An 18,211-nucleotide genomic window follows, 5' to 3' on the forward strand; every position below is an offset into this window, starting at 1 on the left:
ACTTCTAATAGTACTTACAGCAATAAATGTTCATTTTTTCCTTATCACCGATGATATCATAACCAAGTACATAATTTAATGACAAGATTGGAGAAAGCATCCATGTTTGCTGACAAAAAAAATTATACAACGTTAGGCATGTTAACTCGATTATGGACACTAACGGGCAAGTACCGTATGTTCATCATTCTGTTACTTTTCGCCGCATGTATGGTCTCCCTGATTGAGGTCGGTTATTTGGAATCGATCCGAAGACTGGTCAAAGGCGCGACTGAAGCACAGTTTTCGTTACTCTACTCAGGTTTGATCATAGGCGTTAGCATTGTAGTATTACGATTGATTGTAACCGCATTCATGACGAGGGTCGAGACGTTATTCCAGCAAAAGACATTATTGTCTGTGCAGTCTCTACTGCTCTCAGCCTTTAGCAACACAGAGACACGCGATCTGGCACATTATCATACGGGTGACCTAACCTCTAGGGTCTGGACTTCAGCCAAGGAAGCACAGAAGGGGATCAACCAACATGGCATTGAACTCGCCAAAAATATCATTCAGCTGATTCTTGCCTTTGCTTACTTCAGCTGGGTGAACTTGCCGCTGTCGTTGGCTATCATTGCATTCACATTGATCTATCCTTTTGTAACGGTAGGACTTGGTAAACGTCTACAAAGACGGCATGATCAGTTGAATGCCAGCGCAGCGTCAAGAGATGAAATTCTGACTGAAATCATACAAGCCCCGGTTGAGATCCGAAGTTACGGACTCGCGGGTTATGTACACCATCATTTTAAAGATCGAATGGATCAAGTGTTCAGACATACGATGTCTGTATCTATGTTGCAACGACTTTCGGAAGCAGCAGGACGGGTCTCCACGTATGGTGGCATGATTCTGATTCTCTATCTAGGCGGCATGCAGGTCCTGAATGGACATATGGATGTAGGCGGACTGGCAGCTTTTCTGGTAGCAAGCAGTCAGTTAACTCGTCCGATTGAGTCGTTATCCGGGCTGTGGAATGATTTTATTGGTTCGGCTTCTCATGCGTCCAGAATCTTTGAAGTGTTGGATCTGGAGAGAAAGAACACAGTTGCTAATCCCAGTACAAATACATATGTACAGTCCGATACGCATTTGGGGCAGCTTGAAAAGCATTCTAAACCGGCTGGCATCAACGTGCAGCATGTGTCTTACAGGTATGCGGAGCAAGAAGAAGTGTTAACAGATATTTCTTTTGAGGCCAAGAAAGGAAAGCTTACTGTAATCACGGGGCCAAGTGGGTGCGGGAAGACCACGTTATTGAAATTAATAGTCGGATTAGATACACCTGTTACTGGTTCGATCCAGGTGATGAATCAGAAGAATTCACTGAAGGATATGCACGAAGTTCAGACTGGGCATGTCAATCAGGTGTATGTTCCGCAACAAGCCTTTATTTTCACAGGAACAGTGGAAGAGAATATTGTTTTTGGACAAGAGGGGGTATCTGCCGATCAAGTAGAGGTCGCGGCCCACATGACACATGCACATGACGCGATTATGCGTCAATCGCTCGGCTATGGGACAGAGCTTCAGCCACAAGGCGGGACGATGTCAGGTGGTGAGCTTCAGCGTATTAGTTTAGCCAGAGCGATGCTGAGGAATCCTGATATTCTATTGTTGGATGAACCGACGTCATCTCAAGACCCGTGGCATGAGCAACGGTTGAATGATCTTTTTGCAAGAATCACTGCTGACAAAGGCACAACGGTTATTGCCGTTACTCATCGATTATCGCTGATAGAACGGGCAGATCAGGTCATCTATATTCAGAAGGGACGCGTCGAAGATACGGGGACTCATCGTGAATTGCTGGATCGTCCAAACGGATATCGAAGTTATATTGCGGAGCAGGATACGGAAGTGGAGGAACAGCATGAGTAACAAGATTGAAGATGCAGCATATGCCGATGACGTTGAAATGAAAAGCAGTCATGAGAAAAGCGGAGCATATGAGATGAATGAAAATAATGAAAATGAAAATATCGAAAATGAAGCTCATCATCAGATGAACGAAAGTGATGTTCCAGATGACCCGAAACAAGCTGTATCATTGGCAACGGTGTGGCCCGTTATTTTTCGCTGGATGAAGCCTTATGGATTAGCTGTAGCGATCTTGCTCATTTTTATCGCCGCAGATGCGGTCTTTGATTGGGGACTTGCCTTTGTACAGGGATTCTTCGTGGATGCTATTCATGATGGGGGACAGGAGCAGTTAAACGCTACAGCGTTGATCTTTATCGCCATTCTGGCAGGGTTTATCGTATTGCTCGCGATGCATCGTTATGTTCTGGTATGGCTCAAGGAATCGATGCAACGGGATATGTCCATGGATCTGTTGAAACTGTTAAACCGGATGCCCTATTCCTGGGTGCGCAGACAGAAGTCCGGGGATGTGATGCTTCGCATCAAGGAAGACACCAAGCATGGTGCTGAAGTTGTGGAGGCTATTGCAGAGGGTGTTACGGTTGTATTCATCATTGCTCTATCGCTGGGATACTTGTACAGAGCAGATGCATGGGTTGCGGTTATTGCCTTGGTAAGTGCAGGGGCAATCTGGTTCACGGCGAGGTTGTATGATCAGCGAATTATACATCTGTCCGATGAGGTCGAATCCAGGGAAGGCGAGTCCCAAGAACAGATCCAACAGTATGTTGAAGGGATACCGGTGATTCAGATGTATAATGCTTCACCGTGGTTTCTCGCACGATTTCGAACACAACAGCAATCACTGAATCGTGTTCAGGCCAAGTTACAGATGACCCTGAGCATGTCGGATAACGTGGCGATGGCGGTGTTTGGTCTGGCTCAATTGGCAGCGTTGTTCCTTATTGCTTTGTCAGCGGCTAGGGGAACTTTGTCTCCGGGCATGGTTGTTGCAAGTAGTCTGCTGTTTGAATTGGTGGTGTGGCCAGTACTCGGCTTGTCCAGCCAGTGGAGTCAGATGCAGGCCAGCGTGGGTGCATTTGGACGTATCTCTGCATGGTTGAAATTGGCGGAGAACAAGAAGACAGACGCATCTAATACTAAGCACGAGGAACTTGCACAGGGAATTTGTAACCAAGATCAAGGGAATACACAAAAAGGGGCACATAAAGAGAACGAAATTGCTATACTACGTCTTCAACAGGTTACGGTAACCGATGAAGACAGTGGTCGGACGATTTTGGATCAGATTACGCTTAATCTGGTTCCTGGTGAACTGGTTGCGGTAGTTGGCGCCAGCGGTGCTGGCAAATCTACACTGTGCCAAGTGTGTGCAGGGTTGATCGAGCCAATAAACGGAAGCGTATTACTGGGTGATAAACATGTTGCAGAGTATGTAGAGATGGATAATCAATCCAGACTGACGTATATGCCACAGAGACCAACTTTTTTCACAGGAACGATTGAAGACAATATTCGTCTGAGTTCAGACGTTACATTGGACAGAGTGAAGCTTGCGGCAAAGCAGGCAGGTTTGCATGAATATATTGAGGCACAGGAAGGACAATACGCAGCAATGTTGCATGAGAAAGGGGCCAATCTATCTGGAGGCCAACAACAGCGACTGTCGCTTGCCAGACTCTTTACGAGGTCATCTGATCTATATATTCTGGACGAACCAACGTCATCACTGGATATTCAGACAGAACAGAACGTAATGAATCACTTGCTGAACTTTATGAAAGGCAGAATAGGATTGCTTGTCACACATCGCATGGAGGTTGCTCGCCAGTGCTCTCGCATCCTTGTGATGGAACATGGCCGAATTGCCGAGGATGGAACGCATGAACAACTGATGCAGAGGAAAGGATTGTATTATCGTATGAATGCAAGAGGTGGTGATACAACATGAATGAATCTGGGGTTAAAAAAGTAATGGATACGCTGGAGTTCTTGAGTCAGGATCGGGAAGCGCGTCGTTTGTATGAAGAGCGGCAGAAATATTTGCATGACGAAGCTTCGATGATTGAGTGGGCTACGGAAAAGGGAATAGCTAAGGGGATAGAAAAGGGGATAGAAAAGGAATTAGTAGAAGGGGAAAAAGAAAGGCGATTGAATTTGTGAAGAACATGCTCTCACTTGGACTCGAAGTTGCTGTTATTGCAAAGGCCAGTGGCTTGCCGGAGTCTGAGGTAGAGTCGTTAAAAGATTAAAGTGAAGTTGTAAGGTTGTAAGGTATAGTAGCTCCACTAGATGAATGGGTACGGGTACACTAGCGTGATATGAGTGTGTCGGTTGTGAATAAAAGTTTACAACAATCGTTTTGTCCAACTAGGGCAGGACGGTTGTTTTTATTTTAATGAAGAAGCTTCAAACGTTTTACAGTAAAACGCGGTTGCTCATTCGGGGCTGGGCCGTTAAACTAAAGGGAGCGGCGTTTGCTTGACGGACAAGTCATGAGAACGCCATTTTGTTGTCAAGGATGCGGGATATGAGCCGCTTTCGGATGTCAGAATCGGATCGGACCAAGCTGGTGGGAAAACGCCGGTGATAAGTAAGGAGTCTTTACATGAGTGTGCAAACACCTACATTAGAAGAAGCGCAGGGTCTCCTGCAAAAATATTATGGCTACCCCGACTTCCGTGAGGGACAGAAAAAGATTGTAGCCAGCCTGCTCGAACGTGAAGATACGTTGGGGATTATGCCAACCGGGGGCGGTAAGTCGATCTGTTATCAGATCCCCGCTCTGTTATATTCGGGTCTGACGCTTGTTGTCTCCCCGTTGATCTCATTGATGAAGGACCAGGTCGATGCGTTGACGACCGCCGGAATTGCTGCCGCGTATATTAATAGTACACTTAGCGGCAAAGAAGTGAATGATCGCATCCGCGCAGCGCAGCGCGGTGAGTTGAAGCTGCTCTATGTCGCGCCTGAGCGACTGGAGCTGGATTGGTTCCGCGAGGAGATGGGCCATTTGCCGATCTCTTGCGTTGCCGTGGATGAGGCCCACTGTGTATCGCAGTGGGGGCATGATTTTCGGACAAGCTACCTGGCGGTAGCGCCGTTTGTGGACAGTTTGCCGGAGCGGCCGGTAGTTGCGGCCTTTACGGCTACAGCGACGCCCGAGGTCATGGGCGATATTCTGCGGCTGCTGCGTTTGCAGGACCCGCAGACGTATGTGACCGGACTTGGGCGGGATAATCTGGCGTTTAGCGTGCTGCGCGGCGAGAGCAAGAAGGACTTTGTCCTGAATTATGCGCGCGAGCATGCCAGCGAGCCAGGTATTATATACGCCGCGACCCGTAAGGACGTGGACGATCTGCATCAGCGTTTGTTGCAGGCGGGATTACCCGCAGGACGCTACCATGCTGGCATGACGGACGATGAACGGTCCCAGAGCCAAGAAGCTTTTTTGTACGATGATATCCGAGTGATGGTGGCGACCAATGCGTTTGGGATGGGGATTGATAAGTCGAACGTGCGTTACGTTATTCATAACAGCATGCCGAAAAATATGGAGGCATACGTGCAGGAAGCCGGACGTGCAGGCCGGGATGGAGAGCCAAGCCAGTGTATTCTGTTATTCGGGGCACAGGACATTATCACCCAGAAGTTCCTGATTGAGCAGAATCCGATGGACGGCGACCGCAAACAAAATGATTACCGGAAGCTGCAACAGATGGTGGATTACTGTTACACAACGCGTTGTCTGCGCAGTGCGCAACTCGATTATTTCGGTGAGGTGCATGACGATACACCTTGCGGTACTTGCAGTTCCTGTACGGACGACCGCGAGTTGGTAGACATGACGATTGATGCACAGAAAATATTCAGCTGCATTCACCGCATGCGTGAACGGTATGGTGTATCGCTGGTCGCTTCGGTGCTCAAAGGCTCCCGTGCCAAAAAAGTGCTTGATTATGGCTTCAACTCTCTGCCAACTTACGGCGTGATGGGTAATCGGACAGAGCGCGAGATATCGGAGATCATCAATGTGATGGTATCGGAAGGATATCTGATGCTGTCCGAGGGACAGTATCCAGTTGTACGTCTGCAACCACTAGCGGTGGAAGTGCTCAAAGGCCAGCGTGAAGTGATGCAGCGTGTTGTCCGCAAGACAGCGGCAACGGCTTCGGGTACGAACTATGGTGGACGGCGCGGACGCGATGCAATGCCATCTGCGGTTAATGAGACGGTATTTGAACAACTTCGTCTGATCCGGCGTGATCTGGCGGCGAAAGAGCATGTACCATCGTACATTATCTTTAATGATGCGACCCTGCGTGAGATGAGTGTGGTATGTCCACAGACAGAACGTGACATGCTGGATATCAAAGGGGTCGGTGAGGTCAAGTACCGCAAGTACGGACTGCCGTTCCTGGAGTTTTTCCAGAAGCAATCGGGCGAAGAAGTGGATACGGATGATGATGCGTTTTACGAGTATGAGTGAGTATGAAATGAGTAAGAGTGAATTGAGTATGAATTGTTAATTTTCACTTTCCAATCTTTGAAGTTGGTTGTCGCGTCTCTGTAGAGTGGACAAATGATGGCGAATTGTCTTTCAAAGGGTGGACATTGGCGTTAGGAATGGTCGACCGTATCGTATACAACATGTAGGTTCGAGGTGCGGGTTTTGTGCTGTATGTTGTGGTTCGGGTTTGACGGGGTGTATATGTCTTTTTGAAAAGAGTGTCCACTCTTTGAAAGACAAAAGTTGGATATGTCCATGAGACATGGAATGGCTAGTACAAAAGGGGTTTAGATGAACAGCATCCGGGGCAGGATGGCTGCGATGCTTTCCTTTTATAAAAAATATGTGGTCTGGGTGTCCAGGCAAAGGTTGTGAACCATGAAGGTTATTCTTTCTACATTAAATGCAAAGTACATCCATACCTCTTTGGCCTTGCGATGTCTGAAGGCGTACAGTGAGAAGGATTTTGATATTGACCTGGCGGAGTATACGATCAAGGACCCGGTGATGAATATTGTGTCTGATCTGTACCAGCGCGGCGCGGACGTGATTGGTTTCTCGTGTTACATCTGGAACATTGAAGAGACAATCAAGGTCATTGATAACCTGAAAAAGGTTATGCCGAACGTGAAAATTCTGCTGGGCGGGCCGGAAGTGTCCTACGACACGGAATATTGGATGAACCGGATTCCCAATGTGGATTTCATCGTGATGGGTGAAGGGGAAGAGACGCTGCATCAGCTTTTGATGGAGCTGGAAGGAAGCAAGAAGTTCCACTTTGTCTATGGACTGGCATATCGCAAAGGGGAAGAGGTCATTCTCATGCCAGGACGCCCGAAAGCGGATCTGAACGATCTGCCATCACCGCACCGTTTTGATGAGGATATCCCGGAGCTTGGGAAACGGGTTGTTTATTTTGAGACCAGTCGGGGCTGTCCGTTCAGTTGTCAGTTCTGTCTGTCCAGTATAGAGGTCGGCGTGCGCTATTACGATATTGAGCGGACGAAGTCGGACATTCTGTACCTGATTGAGAAGGGCGCAAAGCTGATTAAGTTTGTGGACCGGACGTTTAACATTAAGCGGGATTATGCGCTCGAAATGTTCAAATTCCTGATTGAGAATCATCAGGGGACGGTGTTTCAGTTTGAAATTACGGCGGATATTATGCGTCCCGAGGTGCTTGATTATCTGGCAGAGAATGCGCCGCCGGGCACATTCCGGTTCGAGATCGGAGTTCAGTCTACGAATGATCCGACAAATGAACTGGTGAAACGTCGCCAGAACTTTACCAAGCTTAGCCGGACCGTGAACAAGGTGAAAGCCAGTGGCAAAATCGACCAGCATTTGGATCTCATCGCCGGATTGCCTGAGGAAGATTACAATACGTTCCGCAAAACGTTTAACGATGTGTTTGCACTGGGGCCGGAAGAGCTTCAGCTGGGATTCCTCAAAATGCTGCGTGGTACAGGTCTGCGTCTGGATGCGGAGAAGTACAACTATACGTACATGGATCACGCGCCGTATGAGATTCTGGGCAGTGATGTGCTCCCGTTCAGCGACATCGTGCGCTTGAAACGGTTGGAGGATGTGCTGGAGAAATACTGGAACGCACACCGGATGGACCATACGCTGAAGTACCTGATAGAGCAGGAGTTCAACTCACCGTTTGATTTCTTCCAGGCGTTCGGGGATTACTGGGAAGGTCAGGGCTGGCAGAAGATTGGTCACCAACTGGAGGATCTGTTCACCCGTTTGCACAGCTTCCTGGAGTCGCGGAACACGCCGCATATGGATATCGTGCTCGGCCTGATGAAGCTGGACTATTTCCTCGGACACAAATACAAACCACGCAAAATCTGGTGGGAAGATCCGCTCCAGAAAGACCAGTGGGCGGGTTATATGAAAACGTTGGCTGAACGTCCGGAAGACGTTCGTCTGCCACGTGTTGCCGGCGCCTCAGGCACGGCATGGCTGGAAAGCAGCGGCACGGGTCCGAGTGCCGCTGCGGGAAGTTCGGCTGCTGCCGGAGAAGACTCTGCCGCAGATGCGGCGGGTGTGATCGGCAGCGAAGCCGGGGGTGCAGCGTCGCTCACTTCGGGCGACGCAACAGGGTCCGCCGCGGATGGAGCGGCGGACATGGTGGACGGCAACGCTTCGCGTGCGTTGCCGATGACCTCGGCCATGACCGCACAGACGGTCATGGGTGCCCGTGCTTTCGCCGACCTTGGTCTCGGCGAAAAGGAACTGCAGAAGCACACCGTATTGGATGTGCTTCCGTTCCGGCTTGAGCGTGTGCTAGCTGGCGCCAGCCCGCTTGCCGCGAAAGGCCGGACGCTGCTGGTCGTTGTGTACCAGCAGCACGAAGGGCAGCAGGCGCAGTATTACACGCTGCCGCTGGGAGAAGAAGCCGCTGCTATGTAGGTGCAGCGGCCTGAGATAAGCTACATGGCTAATTGGTGCCATGTAGCAGGATGAAGCATCACGACTATACGGTCGTGATGCTTTTTTTCGTGCATCGCGGCTTTGTGCTCGTGATGCTACCAAGGTGGGCACCGCGATCATTGACGCGGTGCAACCCCATTGGGCGCAGCACCTCACCCTCACGTGGCTTGCTATTGCACAAGCCGCGCTCCGGTTTACCTTTTACAAGTAAAGCATCATTTAAATCGGAGAAATCAACATGATATAATCTAAGCAAAACAGATCAAGGCAGGGGAGTTCGAGAGCATGGATGATTTTACGAAGAAGCGGATTCAAAAGATTATGGACCATTACACCGAGAATGCTGTACCCGAGCATGTGAAAAGTCAGATGAAGATTAGTTATAAAATCAGAGGTAACCATGTGACATTGATTGAAGAAAGACAAGCCTTTCAAAGCGATAAATGGGTACAATTGCCGGTAGCACAATTCAGAATGGATGAGAAGGTATGGAAAGTGTATTGGCAGGACAGTAAAGGAAAGTGGCATTACATCGATGATATCGATCCGAACGAAGATTTTGAAACACAGCTCAAGATCGTGGACGAAGGTCATAACGGAATGTTCTGGGGTTAATTTTTCTGAAAAGGCGTTGGGGGGTTGATTAACCCAATTAATATTAAAAGATCTGAATATAATACCGCAAACCTTTGAAGAGACGGATACCTTCTTTAAGCTGGTGCTCATCTTTAAAGTGAATTTGGAGGCCACAGAATGGACCTGAAGACGTACCTGGCAGAGCATTTTCCAAACCTGACCTTAGAAGCGCCTCTTTTTTATAATTGGGATGTTGCAATACGATTCGAACTTGGCAATCCTCTGATGTTTGGAATGAATATGGAGCATTATATGGAACAAGTTTATCATCGATCACTTGAACTATTTAAAGCTCTTCATGATCAAGAAGATGAAGTCCTATTAATAACTCAAGCATATTTTGCAGATAAGCCTAAACACAAAGTGAAGAAAATGAACCTGTACAGAAAATATATCAAGAAGAAAGGGCCGATTAGAGCCTTAAGCCTTGATATATTTCCAGGTCAGGATTGTGAACCGGATGACATCCTAGACCCAAGGAGCAACATGTATAGGTACTGGACTAAATGTAGAGTTGAGAACTTGAAATATAATCAGTTAATCAAAGCTATATGTAATCATGATGTTGGAATTAAGCCAAAGATTTATCATAGGGTGTATTTCATTAATATAAGTAAGAAAACGATATTTCATATTTATGATGATAGAGGTTGCGATGTTATTTCAGCATCAAAAGAAGCACTAACGGATATCTATACAGAATATAACGATTGGATTTTAGATTATGATAGGGACAGAATTAACAATATATTTATAGGATAATGGGGTGGATGATCCAAGGAAGTTCCCAGATGTTGATCGCACAGGGGTAATGTATTATTTGAAACACAGGTTTGAAAAGAATTTTAAGAGTGTTCCGATGTAAGGAGTAAGGATTATGGATAAAAAAGAAAAGAAGTTTATTATTGCTATGATTGTACTTGCTGTAGTTGTATTAGGAGCTATATGGTACCTAAAAGTAGGCTATCTATTAAAGAAACCGGAGATGCCCGAAGCAAATATTGCTATTCAGACTCAAATGGTGGATGGTGGTGCGATCAGTTTACGAAATGCTGATTACACGGAAAATCAAATCAAGGTTGGATATGAAGTGAAAGGGTTCAGTTTGGAGGAATATAATATTGTTTGTGAGCTTTATCATGATGGACATTTGATTTCAACTTCTGGCTCAACAGGTGGAGGTTTGATAGAACTGGACGAAAAGCATTATTACTTCATTGGTCATGAGAATATAACTGAAATGAATCTTCCTGAAGCTATACATCTAAACGTGGAGATTAAAGTGATACCCAATGATTTTAGACAAAAATCGATAACTTCATCATTTGACGTAAGTCTTGATAAAGAAGTGCAATAGATTGAAGGGGGCAGTTATGTCTGCAAAGTTCACGGTTGTTTGATGAAAACTTTAATTCAAATGGTACTTCACCATAACGGAGTCACGGAAAGTTTCGTATTCTGATAACGCTTGTGCAGTGGAGGATTGAGGTAAACTATATTGAGTTATCCCTTCAAGGCTGAATTTGCCTAGGTTATAGTTGATTAATCCATAATCACCAAAGGTGTTTTTCATCAAGAAAAGCACACTTTTATCACCCTTCTGTAGTTCTACATAGTCATCAACTGTATATTTGACGTCTCCTTCCAGGCTAACGGGTTCAATGATCTTCAATTCGTTCTGATCTGAAGGGAAATCTTCGGGTTTCTTCAATATCTTTTCAATCTTAATATTTGTATTGGTGTGAAAGGATTGCATGGTCCCATCATCAAATGCAGTAATAACATGCTCTCGATCTCTGAAATCTTCTGTTACATAACCAATAACGATGAGTTCAGCAAACGCATCCAGCTTATCTATTTCATGAAATATTAAAGAGTTGGCTGAAAGGTTGACGACTTTATGAACGGGCACGTTCGGTTTCGATTGACCGTTTGCGTAAGCGATTGCAGCAGCAGAGATAGCCAGTACGAATAAAGAGATTAGTACAACCTTCCTTTTGAAAAAAGACATGATCTCATCCTCTCCGTTAGATTTAACTTCTTTTGAAAGCATCTTGCTTCATTTCTACTATACACATATCTGAAAATTATTGTAAATTAAAATGTCTAGCAAATTATCAATCCTGAATTAATTCAGAATCTAAAATATGGTGGCACCATGTAATTGATCTTTGGAACGAAAAGACAAAATATGTTGAAGGACCTAAAGCGTGACCATAAAATTGATAAAAGAAATTCAAGGAGGGTCCTATGAAGACCATCGTTTATATGGTAAGGCATGCGGAGTCATCGTATACGGAAGGAACGGAAAGAACGAGGGGGCTTACTCTGGAGGGCAAGATGAATGCAGAACGAATAACGGAAATATTAACGAATGAAGGAATACATTCCATTGTCTCAAGTCCTTATGCCAGGGCTATTCTGACCTTAGAGGGTGTGGCAGCAGCGTTAGAATTAGATATTCAGATCATGGAGGATCTGCGGGAAAGGCATTTTTCAGATGATATGATTGCGGATGAAGAGTTTGAGCCTGCTTCGAAGAAGATGTTCGATGACCCGGATTATGCATTGCCAGGGGGCGAGTCGAACACGGTTTGCCAGAGTAGAGCAGTGGGCGTGTTGAAACAGATATTAGAAGAATACAAGGGTGAAAAAGTGGCGATCGGCACACACGGACATGTAATGACGTTGATGATGAACTACTTTGATTCGAGTTACGGATTGGATTTTATGAATCAAACCAAGAAACCGGACATTTATCGATTACAATATGACGAGATGGAATTAGAGAACGTGACAAGGCTATGGAGCGAATAGGGTGAAAGTGAATAAGCGAGAACGCTTGTTCATAATTTTGGTTACAGGTAAAATATAGATATCATTAAATATGGAAGGGATTGATTCCATTGACGTTACAAAACTTGTTTCTTGGAAAACCAACGAAACTATGGAATGAGAGAATGATTGAAGGCGGAGATGAGCTTTTCACAGAAGAGAGATTACTCATGTCTGATCAAGCCCTGGATACATATTTGCACCAATTAATAGCATTACAAGAAACGAAAGATTCTGAGCGCATGATGAAGGCTGTAGAGGAAGTTGTGGTTAGGTTTAATGAAATGAATGAGGCCAATGGTTACTTTATTGAAACGATGGAACGTGAAGAATTGGCTGATTTTATAGACAGGGCGGCTAGGCTGGCTGGATTAGACATTCAGGAGGATGAAGATATTACGGAAGAATGGAGAGAATGGTAATTCGGCAGAACAGTGTTTTCCAATTTTAATGATAAGGGTGATCAATATGGAACGAGGACTCATTATATTTTTGAACGGAACGTCAAGTTCGGGGAAGACAAGCATTGCGATGGAAATGAAAAATCAGGGAGACATTCCGTTTCATCACTTATCTGTAGATCAATTTCTGCATAATTATGATCAATTTATCGATACTACATATCCAGATATGAAACCAACAAGAGAAGTGGAACACCATGTGATGACAGATATCCTGTTCGACCCCATCAATTCGTTGTACTGTGCAACCATTAAATTGTTTTCGGAAATGGGTTTGAATGTCATCGTGGATACGGTTATCAGCAATGACGAGTGGTTTAACGGTTTTTATGATTTACTTTCGGATTATCCGATATTGTTTGTAGGTGTGCATTGCTCGAAAGAAGAACTCACCAGAAGAGAGCAGAGCAGGGGAGATCGTGAGATTGGACTTGCCCATTCCCAGTTCGACTACATCTACTCCTATGATGAATATGATCTGGAAGTGAATACGGAAGAGCTTAGCTCAGCTGCATGTGCGGAAAAAATATTAAGTTATATGAAGTCTGATCAGGAATACTCGGCATTTAAGAAATTAAGCAGAAGAGACTGAGAGACTGCTGCTGATTGCGTCAGATCATATGATATCTATTGCAAATGAAAGTTAGAGATTCGGCCAAATCTTTTTCTCAGAGTTGCCAGGACCTAATAAGTAGATTTCATCAACATTCCCATAAGTATTAGAAAATGAAATTGTGAAGTCTTTACTACCACCGATAGGAAGTTTACTGCCTTTAATCTGAATGAAAAGTGAATTGTTATGATGTGAGAGGTAGTAGCCGTGATATCTGCTAATACTGTCTGTAAATCCACCTTTTATAGTAATAAGGTTAGGAGAAACTTTAGTTCTCGTAACCATTGTCTCGTCAGGATCGATAACCTTGTTCAACATATAAAATCCAATGATAATAGGAACAACGACAATAATAACTGCGCTAACAATAATGCCATACTTCATGTTTGGTCGCATACTCATGTTTCACCTCATAATTAGATGATATGAATCGATGTCTTAATACTCATTGGCATCGATTTATTGTATTTAATCAGAACAGAATTCTATGTTTAGAAATATTAAGCTCACTTATATAATATACTAATTCATTTTTTTTGTAGAGATAGGGGGAGGTCATCGATGGAAATTAACGCTATGAATCCAGAAGATCATATTCAACACATGTTACAGGCGATCATTGAACAAACACAATCAATTATCAACGATAGTCGTAAACAATCTTTTGGATCACTGGAATATTTCCTGGGACATATTTTGGAGTATCGGGATGAACAGCAATACCTGACAGATGAGTGGCATATCCGCACACCTCGCTGGCTGGGGGAGTATGGCAATACACCAGAGGAAGAAGAGCTTCTTTCAGACATTTACCGACTGCAAGGGTATATTGCTGAGAAATTAAAGGGCGGATAAAAGGCTTGCCATGTCGCATTAGTCCGGCTCAAATGTCGCAAAAGTACATGGTAACACGATACGGAGATCGTATATACTCTCTTTATGTTTCGATAATGAAAATCATTATCAGTATTATACATAAGGGGGATTCATCATGAATCAAGGAACAAAGGGGCAGGCTGCTGGAAGCAAGGCATATGCTGCTCACAAATCACGATTATTCATGGGCTTGATGTTGGCCCTTATTCTTGTCCTGACGGCTTGCGGTGCCGGAACAGGTACAGATAGCGGTAAACAATCTGCGGCAACGCCAGCGGAGACACCTGCGAATGCAGAAACACAGACAGATGGAGCTTTTCCCGTAACGATCACACACATGAAGGGTGAGCTGACGCTAAACGAAAAACCACAGAGAATTGCAGTACTTGATGTTAAATTTCTGGATCAAATGTTAGCGGTTGGTGAGAAGCCGGCTGGCAGTGTTATCGCTGGAGGCAACACCGATTATCCAGAATACTTAGGCGATCAGCCGAGTGATGTACAGGTTCTGGGTACACGGGACGAGCCTAATCTGGAAGCGATTGTAGCCTTGGACCCGGATCTGATTATTATGACGGATTTCCAGGAGAAGCAGTATGAGAGTGTAAGCAAAATTGCACCTACTCTCGTACTGGACTTCTACGAAGACTGGCGTGATACGTTAGCCACAGTTGCTAAGATTACTGACAAGCAGGACGAAGCGGAGAAAGTGCGCACAGCCTATGAGGAGAAAGTTGCTGGACTGAAGGCGAAGCTTTCAGAGAAAATGGGAGATGAAACGGTAGCTCTTATTCGTCCGAGAAAAGAAGGCATTCGTGTTCATGGGATCGAGCATCGCACAGGCGGCATTCTGTATCAGGATTTGGGCTTGAAAATGCCTGCACTTGTTGAGGGAATCAAGGATGATACCTCTGTTGAAATCTCGATGGAGAAGGTTCCTGACATTGGGGCAGATCGTTATTTTGTGCTGTCGGATGAGCTGTTTGCGGCAGAGGCAGAGGCTATGGTGAGTAATCCCGTGTGGAAGTCCCTTGATGCTGTGAAGAATAACCGCACGTATGACGTAAACTCAACACTTTGGATTGCATACTACGGACCGCTTGCGATTAATCTTATTGTAGATCAGGCATCGGAAGCCCTGCTCGGATCGAACTAATATGAACCCATATCTCTCGACAGACTTATGGAAAGAGACGGTAGAGGATCATTCGATTTTGCTTGGTGAGCCGCCTGAACATAGTGTCCGTACCATTGCTTTGAGTGAGTTGCATGACGAAGAGGCGTGTCGAGAGTATATCCGCTGGTTTCAGAACTATATCGATGCGCCTGACATGAAAGTCGCAGCCTCCATGTTAGCCAAGCGGCTTGGCTTTCTATGGACGACTCCGCTCGTGACCGCGATGACGTTTCATCATCAGCATGTAACCTTTCAGCTGGAGAACAGCTTTCTCTATCATCCGGCGCTCTCAGATCATGAGGGCGGCACACGATTTCCTTTTTTAGCGGTGAATGGGCTTCAGGCTGAAGGACTAACGGGAGACAGGGGAGCATGGCGGGAAAAGGTGCTCGAGGAGATGTTTGCGGTACAGCTTACACCTCTGTTAAAGACACTTGCTGCGATTGCGCCTCTTTCGATGAGTATTCTCTGGGAGAATATCATGGTACGTATCGGCCGACTATTCGCTCCTGATGAAGCCGAGACAGAGCAGGAAAGTAAGATCATTCGAGAGGACTTTTCCTATCTGACGCAGGTGGCATCCGGAGAGGTGTTTGGTGAGAGGAAGAATCCGTTAACCCGCTTCACCGATTGTAAGGACAATGTGCATGTTGCCAAAAGCGAGCGAATTACCTGCTGTTTCTATTACCAGATGTCAGGTGAATATTGTCTCAAATGTCCGAAAATTGACAATGAGAAAGAATCTCAACTAAAATGACAACAGCAAGAATTTTACCTTTGCGATTGTCAGGAGATGAGAGAAATGCCGCTGCAAGAACAGACAAGTCTATGGAGTGATACAACGATCAAGATGCTTGACGGGTATAGCGGTACTTTGCAGACAGGCAGCGTTTTACACGAAACGGATTTAACTTCAAATGTGCTACTGCTGGCATATGGAGGGGAAGGGGAGCTTGCAATGGATGGCGAGGGTAGCCACATTGGAGCTTCTTTTGCCTGTCATGTGGTGAAGGGAGCATCCTTTACGCTGACGGCCAGATCAGACGAACTTTATTATATCGTAATCATGTACGAGGCTTCTTCCATGGAAGGAGCCTCCCATGCCATGCCCTCGTATCTCAAACATCCGCTACAAAATTCGTTTATTCAGAACCCTGTGACTCAGGCAGAATGGATCCAGAATGCGGAAAAAATCGTTGCCAAATGGCGTCGTGGCGAAGGACTGGAACGGTTTCATGCCCATGCGTTGCTCCAGGGGATGATCTATGAACTGATCATGGAGTATGAACGTGGTCAAGGCGGAGCAGAGTCCGACATGGTGGATGTGGTCGTGTCATATATATCATCGCATTATCGTCAGAATCTGGAGCTTAAGGAGCTGGCAGCCCTCGCTGGTTGCAGCGTAAGGCAGTTACAGCGACGATTCAAACAAGAGAAGCAGCTTGGACCAATGGAGTACGTCATCCAGCTACGAATGGAAAATGCATCGCGGATGCTACATCATACGGATGCGTCCATTGGGGAAATTGCTGACAAGATGGGCTACCGCGACATGTATTATTTCAGTAGGGCGTTTAAAAAATATTATGGCGTCCCTCCGCTGCGTTATCGGCTTGATGCCGCTAAGGAAACAGATGCAAATTATGCTCAATCCTTGCTGCGGAATCGCATGGCTTCTTCGTACGAGTCGGACCAAGGTCCAGTGATATGCCATATGCGAGGTGAATATCCTGTCACCCGTTCTCCACTGCGTATCGCTGTACTCGATGTGCAATATGCGGATCATTTGCTTGCGCTTGGATTGTCTCCAGCAGGAAGTGTCGGACTAGGAAGTGGAACGTTCCATTTCCCGCAATATATCAGGGTAGGACTGCAGGGTACCGAGATACTCGGAACGTATGAGTACCCTGATCTGCTTGCTGTCGAACGACTGTCCCCGGATCTGATTATTTGCACCGAGGTGCATGAACAGTACTATGAACGGCTCAGCCGGGTGGCTCCTGTTCTTATGTTTAAGCGCAATGAGAGTTGGCAGACCATTCTTGGCCTGTTCGGTGAATTAACTGGTAAACGAGCAGAGGCAAAACGTATACTTGCGGATTATCACCGACGAACCACATTGCTTTCTGAAGAACTTGCTCCAGTACTGGCAGGTAAGAGCGTGGCACTGATTCGTCCACTGGATTCTCTGGTTCGCGTACACTCTGCCTCTCATCGCACAGGTGCTGTACTGTACCGTGACCTGGGTCTGCCTGTTCCGTTATTTGTAGCAGATACCACCGACACGGCCTATCATATCTCCGTTGACAGACTACCGGCTGTGCAGGCGAGCCACTACTTCCTGCTTAGCAATGAGATCATGCAGGAGGGTATTTCCGCAACAGAGACGAGGGTTTTGAGAATGCTGGATGGGGGCGAGCAACAGTATGTACACTCCGTAGATGCCGCGACATGGATCGGTTGTTATGGGCCAACAGGCATCAATGGCATTGTGGATCAGATTGAACAGGCGTTGTTGGGATGAGAGGGAGTTCTGATGTGACTCCCTCTATTTCTTTATATTCAGGATTCATCGAATTAGTGGATAACTTCTTTAAACAGAGGTTTATCTTAATTTCAGAACACAATCATTCTATTATGTAGATCGCTTTGTTTCTTCATTTTATTGTTGCGGAGGACGTTGACAGAAGTAATTGACGAAAGATACAATCCATATATTCCCTATAGATTCAAAT

At 45.7% G+C, this 18,211-nt stretch carries 17 protein-coding genes; 15 read left to right on the forward strand and 2 right to left on the reverse strand.

Features of this window, described 5'->3' with window-relative positions:
- Positions 1–102 precede the first annotated feature (102 nt).
- The 8 genes from MHH25_RS07985 to MHH25_RS08020 all read left to right on the forward strand — a co-directional run bounded on the left by MHH25_RS07985 (position 103) and on the right by MHH25_RS08020 (position 10,871).
- A complete protein-coding gene (locus MHH25_RS07985) occupies positions 103–1,923 on the forward strand; it encodes an ABC transporter ATP-binding protein (protein WP_340019693.1) in 1,821 nt (606 codons plus the stop codon).
- Complete coding sequence (locus tag MHH25_RS07990) at positions 1,916–3,877, forward strand: ABC transporter ATP-binding protein (protein ID WP_340019694.1); 1,962 nt, start codon at positions 1,916–1,918, stop codon at positions 3,875–3,877. The genes MHH25_RS07985 and MHH25_RS07990 overlap by 8 nt, the downstream gene beginning before the upstream one ends.
- Positions 3,874–4,089, forward strand: coding sequence for a hypothetical protein (locus MHH25_RS07995; protein ID WP_340019695.1), 216 nt, complete (start codon positions 3,874–3,876; stop codon positions 4,087–4,089). The genes MHH25_RS07990 and MHH25_RS07995 overlap by 4 nt, the downstream gene beginning before the upstream one ends.
- 445 nt (positions 4,090–4,534) lie before the next feature.
- Positions 4,535–6,415, forward strand: coding sequence for a DNA helicase RecQ (recQ, locus tag MHH25_RS08000; RefSeq protein WP_036669316.1), 1,881 nt, complete (start codon positions 4,535–4,537; stop codon positions 6,413–6,415).
- A gap of 399 nt (positions 6,416–6,814) precedes the next feature.
- Positions 6,815–8,857 carry a B12-binding domain-containing radical SAM protein gene (locus MHH25_RS08005; RefSeq protein ID WP_340019697.1) on the forward strand — a complete coding sequence of 681 codons (2,043 nt, stop codon included), beginning with the start codon at positions 6,815–6,817 and terminating at the stop codon, positions 8,855–8,857.
- A 306-nt stretch (positions 8,858–9,163) separates the two neighbouring features.
- Positions 9,164–9,493, forward strand: a complete 330-nt coding sequence (locus MHH25_RS08010) for a DUF3024 domain-containing protein (protein WP_051447171.1) — start codon at positions 9,164–9,166, stop codon at positions 9,491–9,493.
- Between the two features lie 138 nt (positions 9,494–9,631).
- The gene (locus tag MHH25_RS08015; RefSeq protein ID WP_076327217.1) at positions 9,632–10,276 is read left to right on the forward strand and encodes a DUF3885 domain-containing protein; all 645 of its coding nucleotides are present in this window, start codon (positions 9,632–9,634) and stop codon (positions 10,274–10,276) included.
- 115 nt (positions 10,277–10,391) lie between these two features.
- Positions 10,392–10,871, forward strand: a complete 480-nt coding sequence (locus tag MHH25_RS08020; RefSeq protein ID WP_340019698.1) for a hypothetical protein — start codon at positions 10,392–10,394, stop codon at positions 10,869–10,871.
- A gap of 51 nt (positions 10,872–10,922) precedes the next feature.
- On the opposite strand, the gene MHH25_RS08025 is transcribed toward MHH25_RS08020, so the two are convergent.
- On the reverse strand, positions 10,923–11,525 hold the full coding sequence (locus tag MHH25_RS08025) for a hypothetical protein (RefSeq protein ID WP_340019699.1): 603 nt from the start codon (positions 11,523–11,525) through the stop codon (positions 10,923–10,925).
- Positions 11,526–11,764: 239 nt separating this feature from the next.
- Between MHH25_RS08025 and MHH25_RS08030 the strand changes: the two genes are divergently transcribed.
- The 3 genes from MHH25_RS08030 to MHH25_RS08040 all read left to right on the forward strand — a co-directional run bounded on the left by MHH25_RS08030 (position 11,765) and on the right by MHH25_RS08040 (position 13,402).
- Positions 11,765–12,331: a histidine phosphatase family protein gene (locus MHH25_RS08030; RefSeq protein ID WP_340019700.1), complete on the forward strand. Its 567-nt coding sequence runs from the start codon at positions 11,765–11,767 to the stop codon at positions 12,329–12,331.
- 143 nt (positions 12,332–12,474) lie between these two features.
- Complete coding sequence (locus MHH25_RS08035) at positions 12,475–12,771, forward strand: hypothetical protein (RefSeq protein WP_340020473.1); 297 nt, start codon at positions 12,475–12,477, stop codon at positions 12,769–12,771.
- 46 nt (positions 12,772–12,817) lie between these two features.
- Positions 12,818–13,402, forward strand: a complete 585-nt coding sequence (locus tag MHH25_RS08040; RefSeq protein ID WP_145320223.1) for an AAA family ATPase — start codon at positions 12,818–12,820, stop codon at positions 13,400–13,402.
- Between the two features lie 51 nt (positions 13,403–13,453).
- Here MHH25_RS08040 and MHH25_RS08045 read toward each other — a convergent pair whose 3' ends face one another.
- Positions 13,454–13,825, reverse strand: a complete 372-nt coding sequence (locus MHH25_RS08045; protein WP_340019701.1) for a hypothetical protein — start codon at positions 13,823–13,825, stop codon at positions 13,454–13,456.
- Between the two features lie 159 nt (positions 13,826–13,984).
- Here MHH25_RS08045 and MHH25_RS08050 point away from each other — a divergent pair, with 159 nt between their 5' ends.
- From MHH25_RS08050 to MHH25_RS08065, 4 genes are all read left to right on the forward strand, one after another.
- Entirely contained in the window at positions 13,985–14,278 is a 294-nt protein-coding gene (locus MHH25_RS08050) for a hypothetical protein (protein ID WP_340019702.1), read from the forward strand.
- Between the two features lie 136 nt (positions 14,279–14,414).
- A complete protein-coding gene (locus MHH25_RS08055) occupies positions 14,415–15,455 on the forward strand; it encodes an iron-siderophore ABC transporter substrate-binding protein (protein ID WP_340019703.1) in 1,041 nt (346 codons plus the stop codon).
- A gap of 1 nt (position 15,456) precedes the next feature.
- Positions 15,457–16,233, forward strand: coding sequence for an IucA/IucC family C-terminal-domain containing protein (locus tag MHH25_RS08060; protein ID WP_339307389.1), 777 nt, complete (start codon positions 15,457–15,459; stop codon positions 16,231–16,233).
- Between the two features lie 45 nt (positions 16,234–16,278).
- Positions 16,279–18,000: a helix-turn-helix domain-containing protein gene (locus tag MHH25_RS08065; RefSeq protein ID WP_340019704.1), complete on the forward strand. Its 1,722-nt coding sequence runs from the start codon at positions 16,279–16,281 to the stop codon at positions 17,998–18,000.
- Positions 18,001–18,211: the final 211 nt, after the last annotated feature.

It is taken from the genome of Paenibacillus sp. FSL H3-0457 (assembly GCF_037981725.1).
Lineage (GTDB): Bacteria > Bacillota > Bacilli > Paenibacillales > Paenibacillaceae > Paenibacillus > Paenibacillus amylolyticus.

Excerpts from the sequence above, each read along its gene's own strand:
- MHH25_RS08050 (WP_340019702.1), top strand. The coding sequence starts at position 13,985 with ATGGAAATTAACGCTATGAATCCAGAAGATCATATTCAACACATGTTA.
- MHH25_RS07985 (WP_340019693.1), top strand. The coding sequence starts at position 103 with ATGTTTGCTGACAAAAAAAATTATACAACGTTAGGCATGTTAACTCGA.
- MHH25_RS08055 (WP_340019703.1), top strand. The coding sequence starts at position 14,415 with ATGAATCAAGGAACAAAGGGGCAGGCTGCTGGAAGCAAGGCATATGCT.
- MHH25_RS08015 (WP_076327217.1), top strand. The coding sequence starts at position 9,632 with ATGGACCTGAAGACGTACCTGGCAGAGCATTTTCCAAACCTGACCTTA.
- MHH25_RS08030 (WP_340019700.1), top strand. The coding sequence starts at position 11,765 with ATGAAGACCATCGTTTATATGGTAAGGCATGCGGAGTCATCGTATACG.
- MHH25_RS08060 (WP_339307389.1), top strand. The coding sequence starts at position 15,457 with ATGAACCCATATCTCTCGACAGACTTATGGAAAGAGACGGTAGAGGAT.
- recQ (WP_036669316.1), top strand. The coding sequence starts at position 4,535 with ATGAGTGTGCAAACACCTACATTAGAAGAAGCGCAGGGTCTCCTGCAA.
- MHH25_RS08035 (WP_340020473.1), top strand. The coding sequence starts at position 12,475 with ATGATTGAAGGCGGAGATGAGCTTTTCACAGAAGAGAGATTACTCATG.
- MHH25_RS08065 (WP_340019704.1), top strand. The coding sequence starts at position 16,279 with ATGCCGCTGCAAGAACAGACAAGTCTATGGAGTGATACAACGATCAAG.
- MHH25_RS07990 (WP_340019694.1), top strand. The coding sequence starts at position 1,916 with ATGAGTAACAAGATTGAAGATGCAGCATATGCCGATGACGTTGAAATG.
- MHH25_RS08020 (WP_340019698.1), top strand. The coding sequence starts at position 10,392 with ATGGATAAAAAAGAAAAGAAGTTTATTATTGCTATGATTGTACTTGCT.
- MHH25_RS08005 (WP_340019697.1), top strand. The coding sequence starts at position 6,815 with ATGAAGGTTATTCTTTCTACATTAAATGCAAAGTACATCCATACCTCT.
- MHH25_RS07995 (WP_340019695.1), top strand. The coding sequence starts at position 3,874 with ATGAATGAATCTGGGGTTAAAAAAGTAATGGATACGCTGGAGTTCTTG.
- MHH25_RS08045 (WP_340019701.1), bottom strand. The coding sequence starts at position 13,825 with ATGAGTATGCGACCAAACATGAAGTATGGCATTATTGTTAGCGCAGTT.
- MHH25_RS08025 (WP_340019699.1), bottom strand. The coding sequence starts at position 11,525 with ATGTCTTTTTTCAAAAGGAAGGTTGTACTAATCTCTTTATTCGTACTG.
- MHH25_RS08040 (WP_145320223.1), top strand. The coding sequence starts at position 12,818 with ATGGAACGAGGACTCATTATATTTTTGAACGGAACGTCAAGTTCGGGG.
- MHH25_RS08010 (WP_051447171.1), top strand. The coding sequence starts at position 9,164 with ATGGATGATTTTACGAAGAAGCGGATTCAAAAGATTATGGACCATTAC.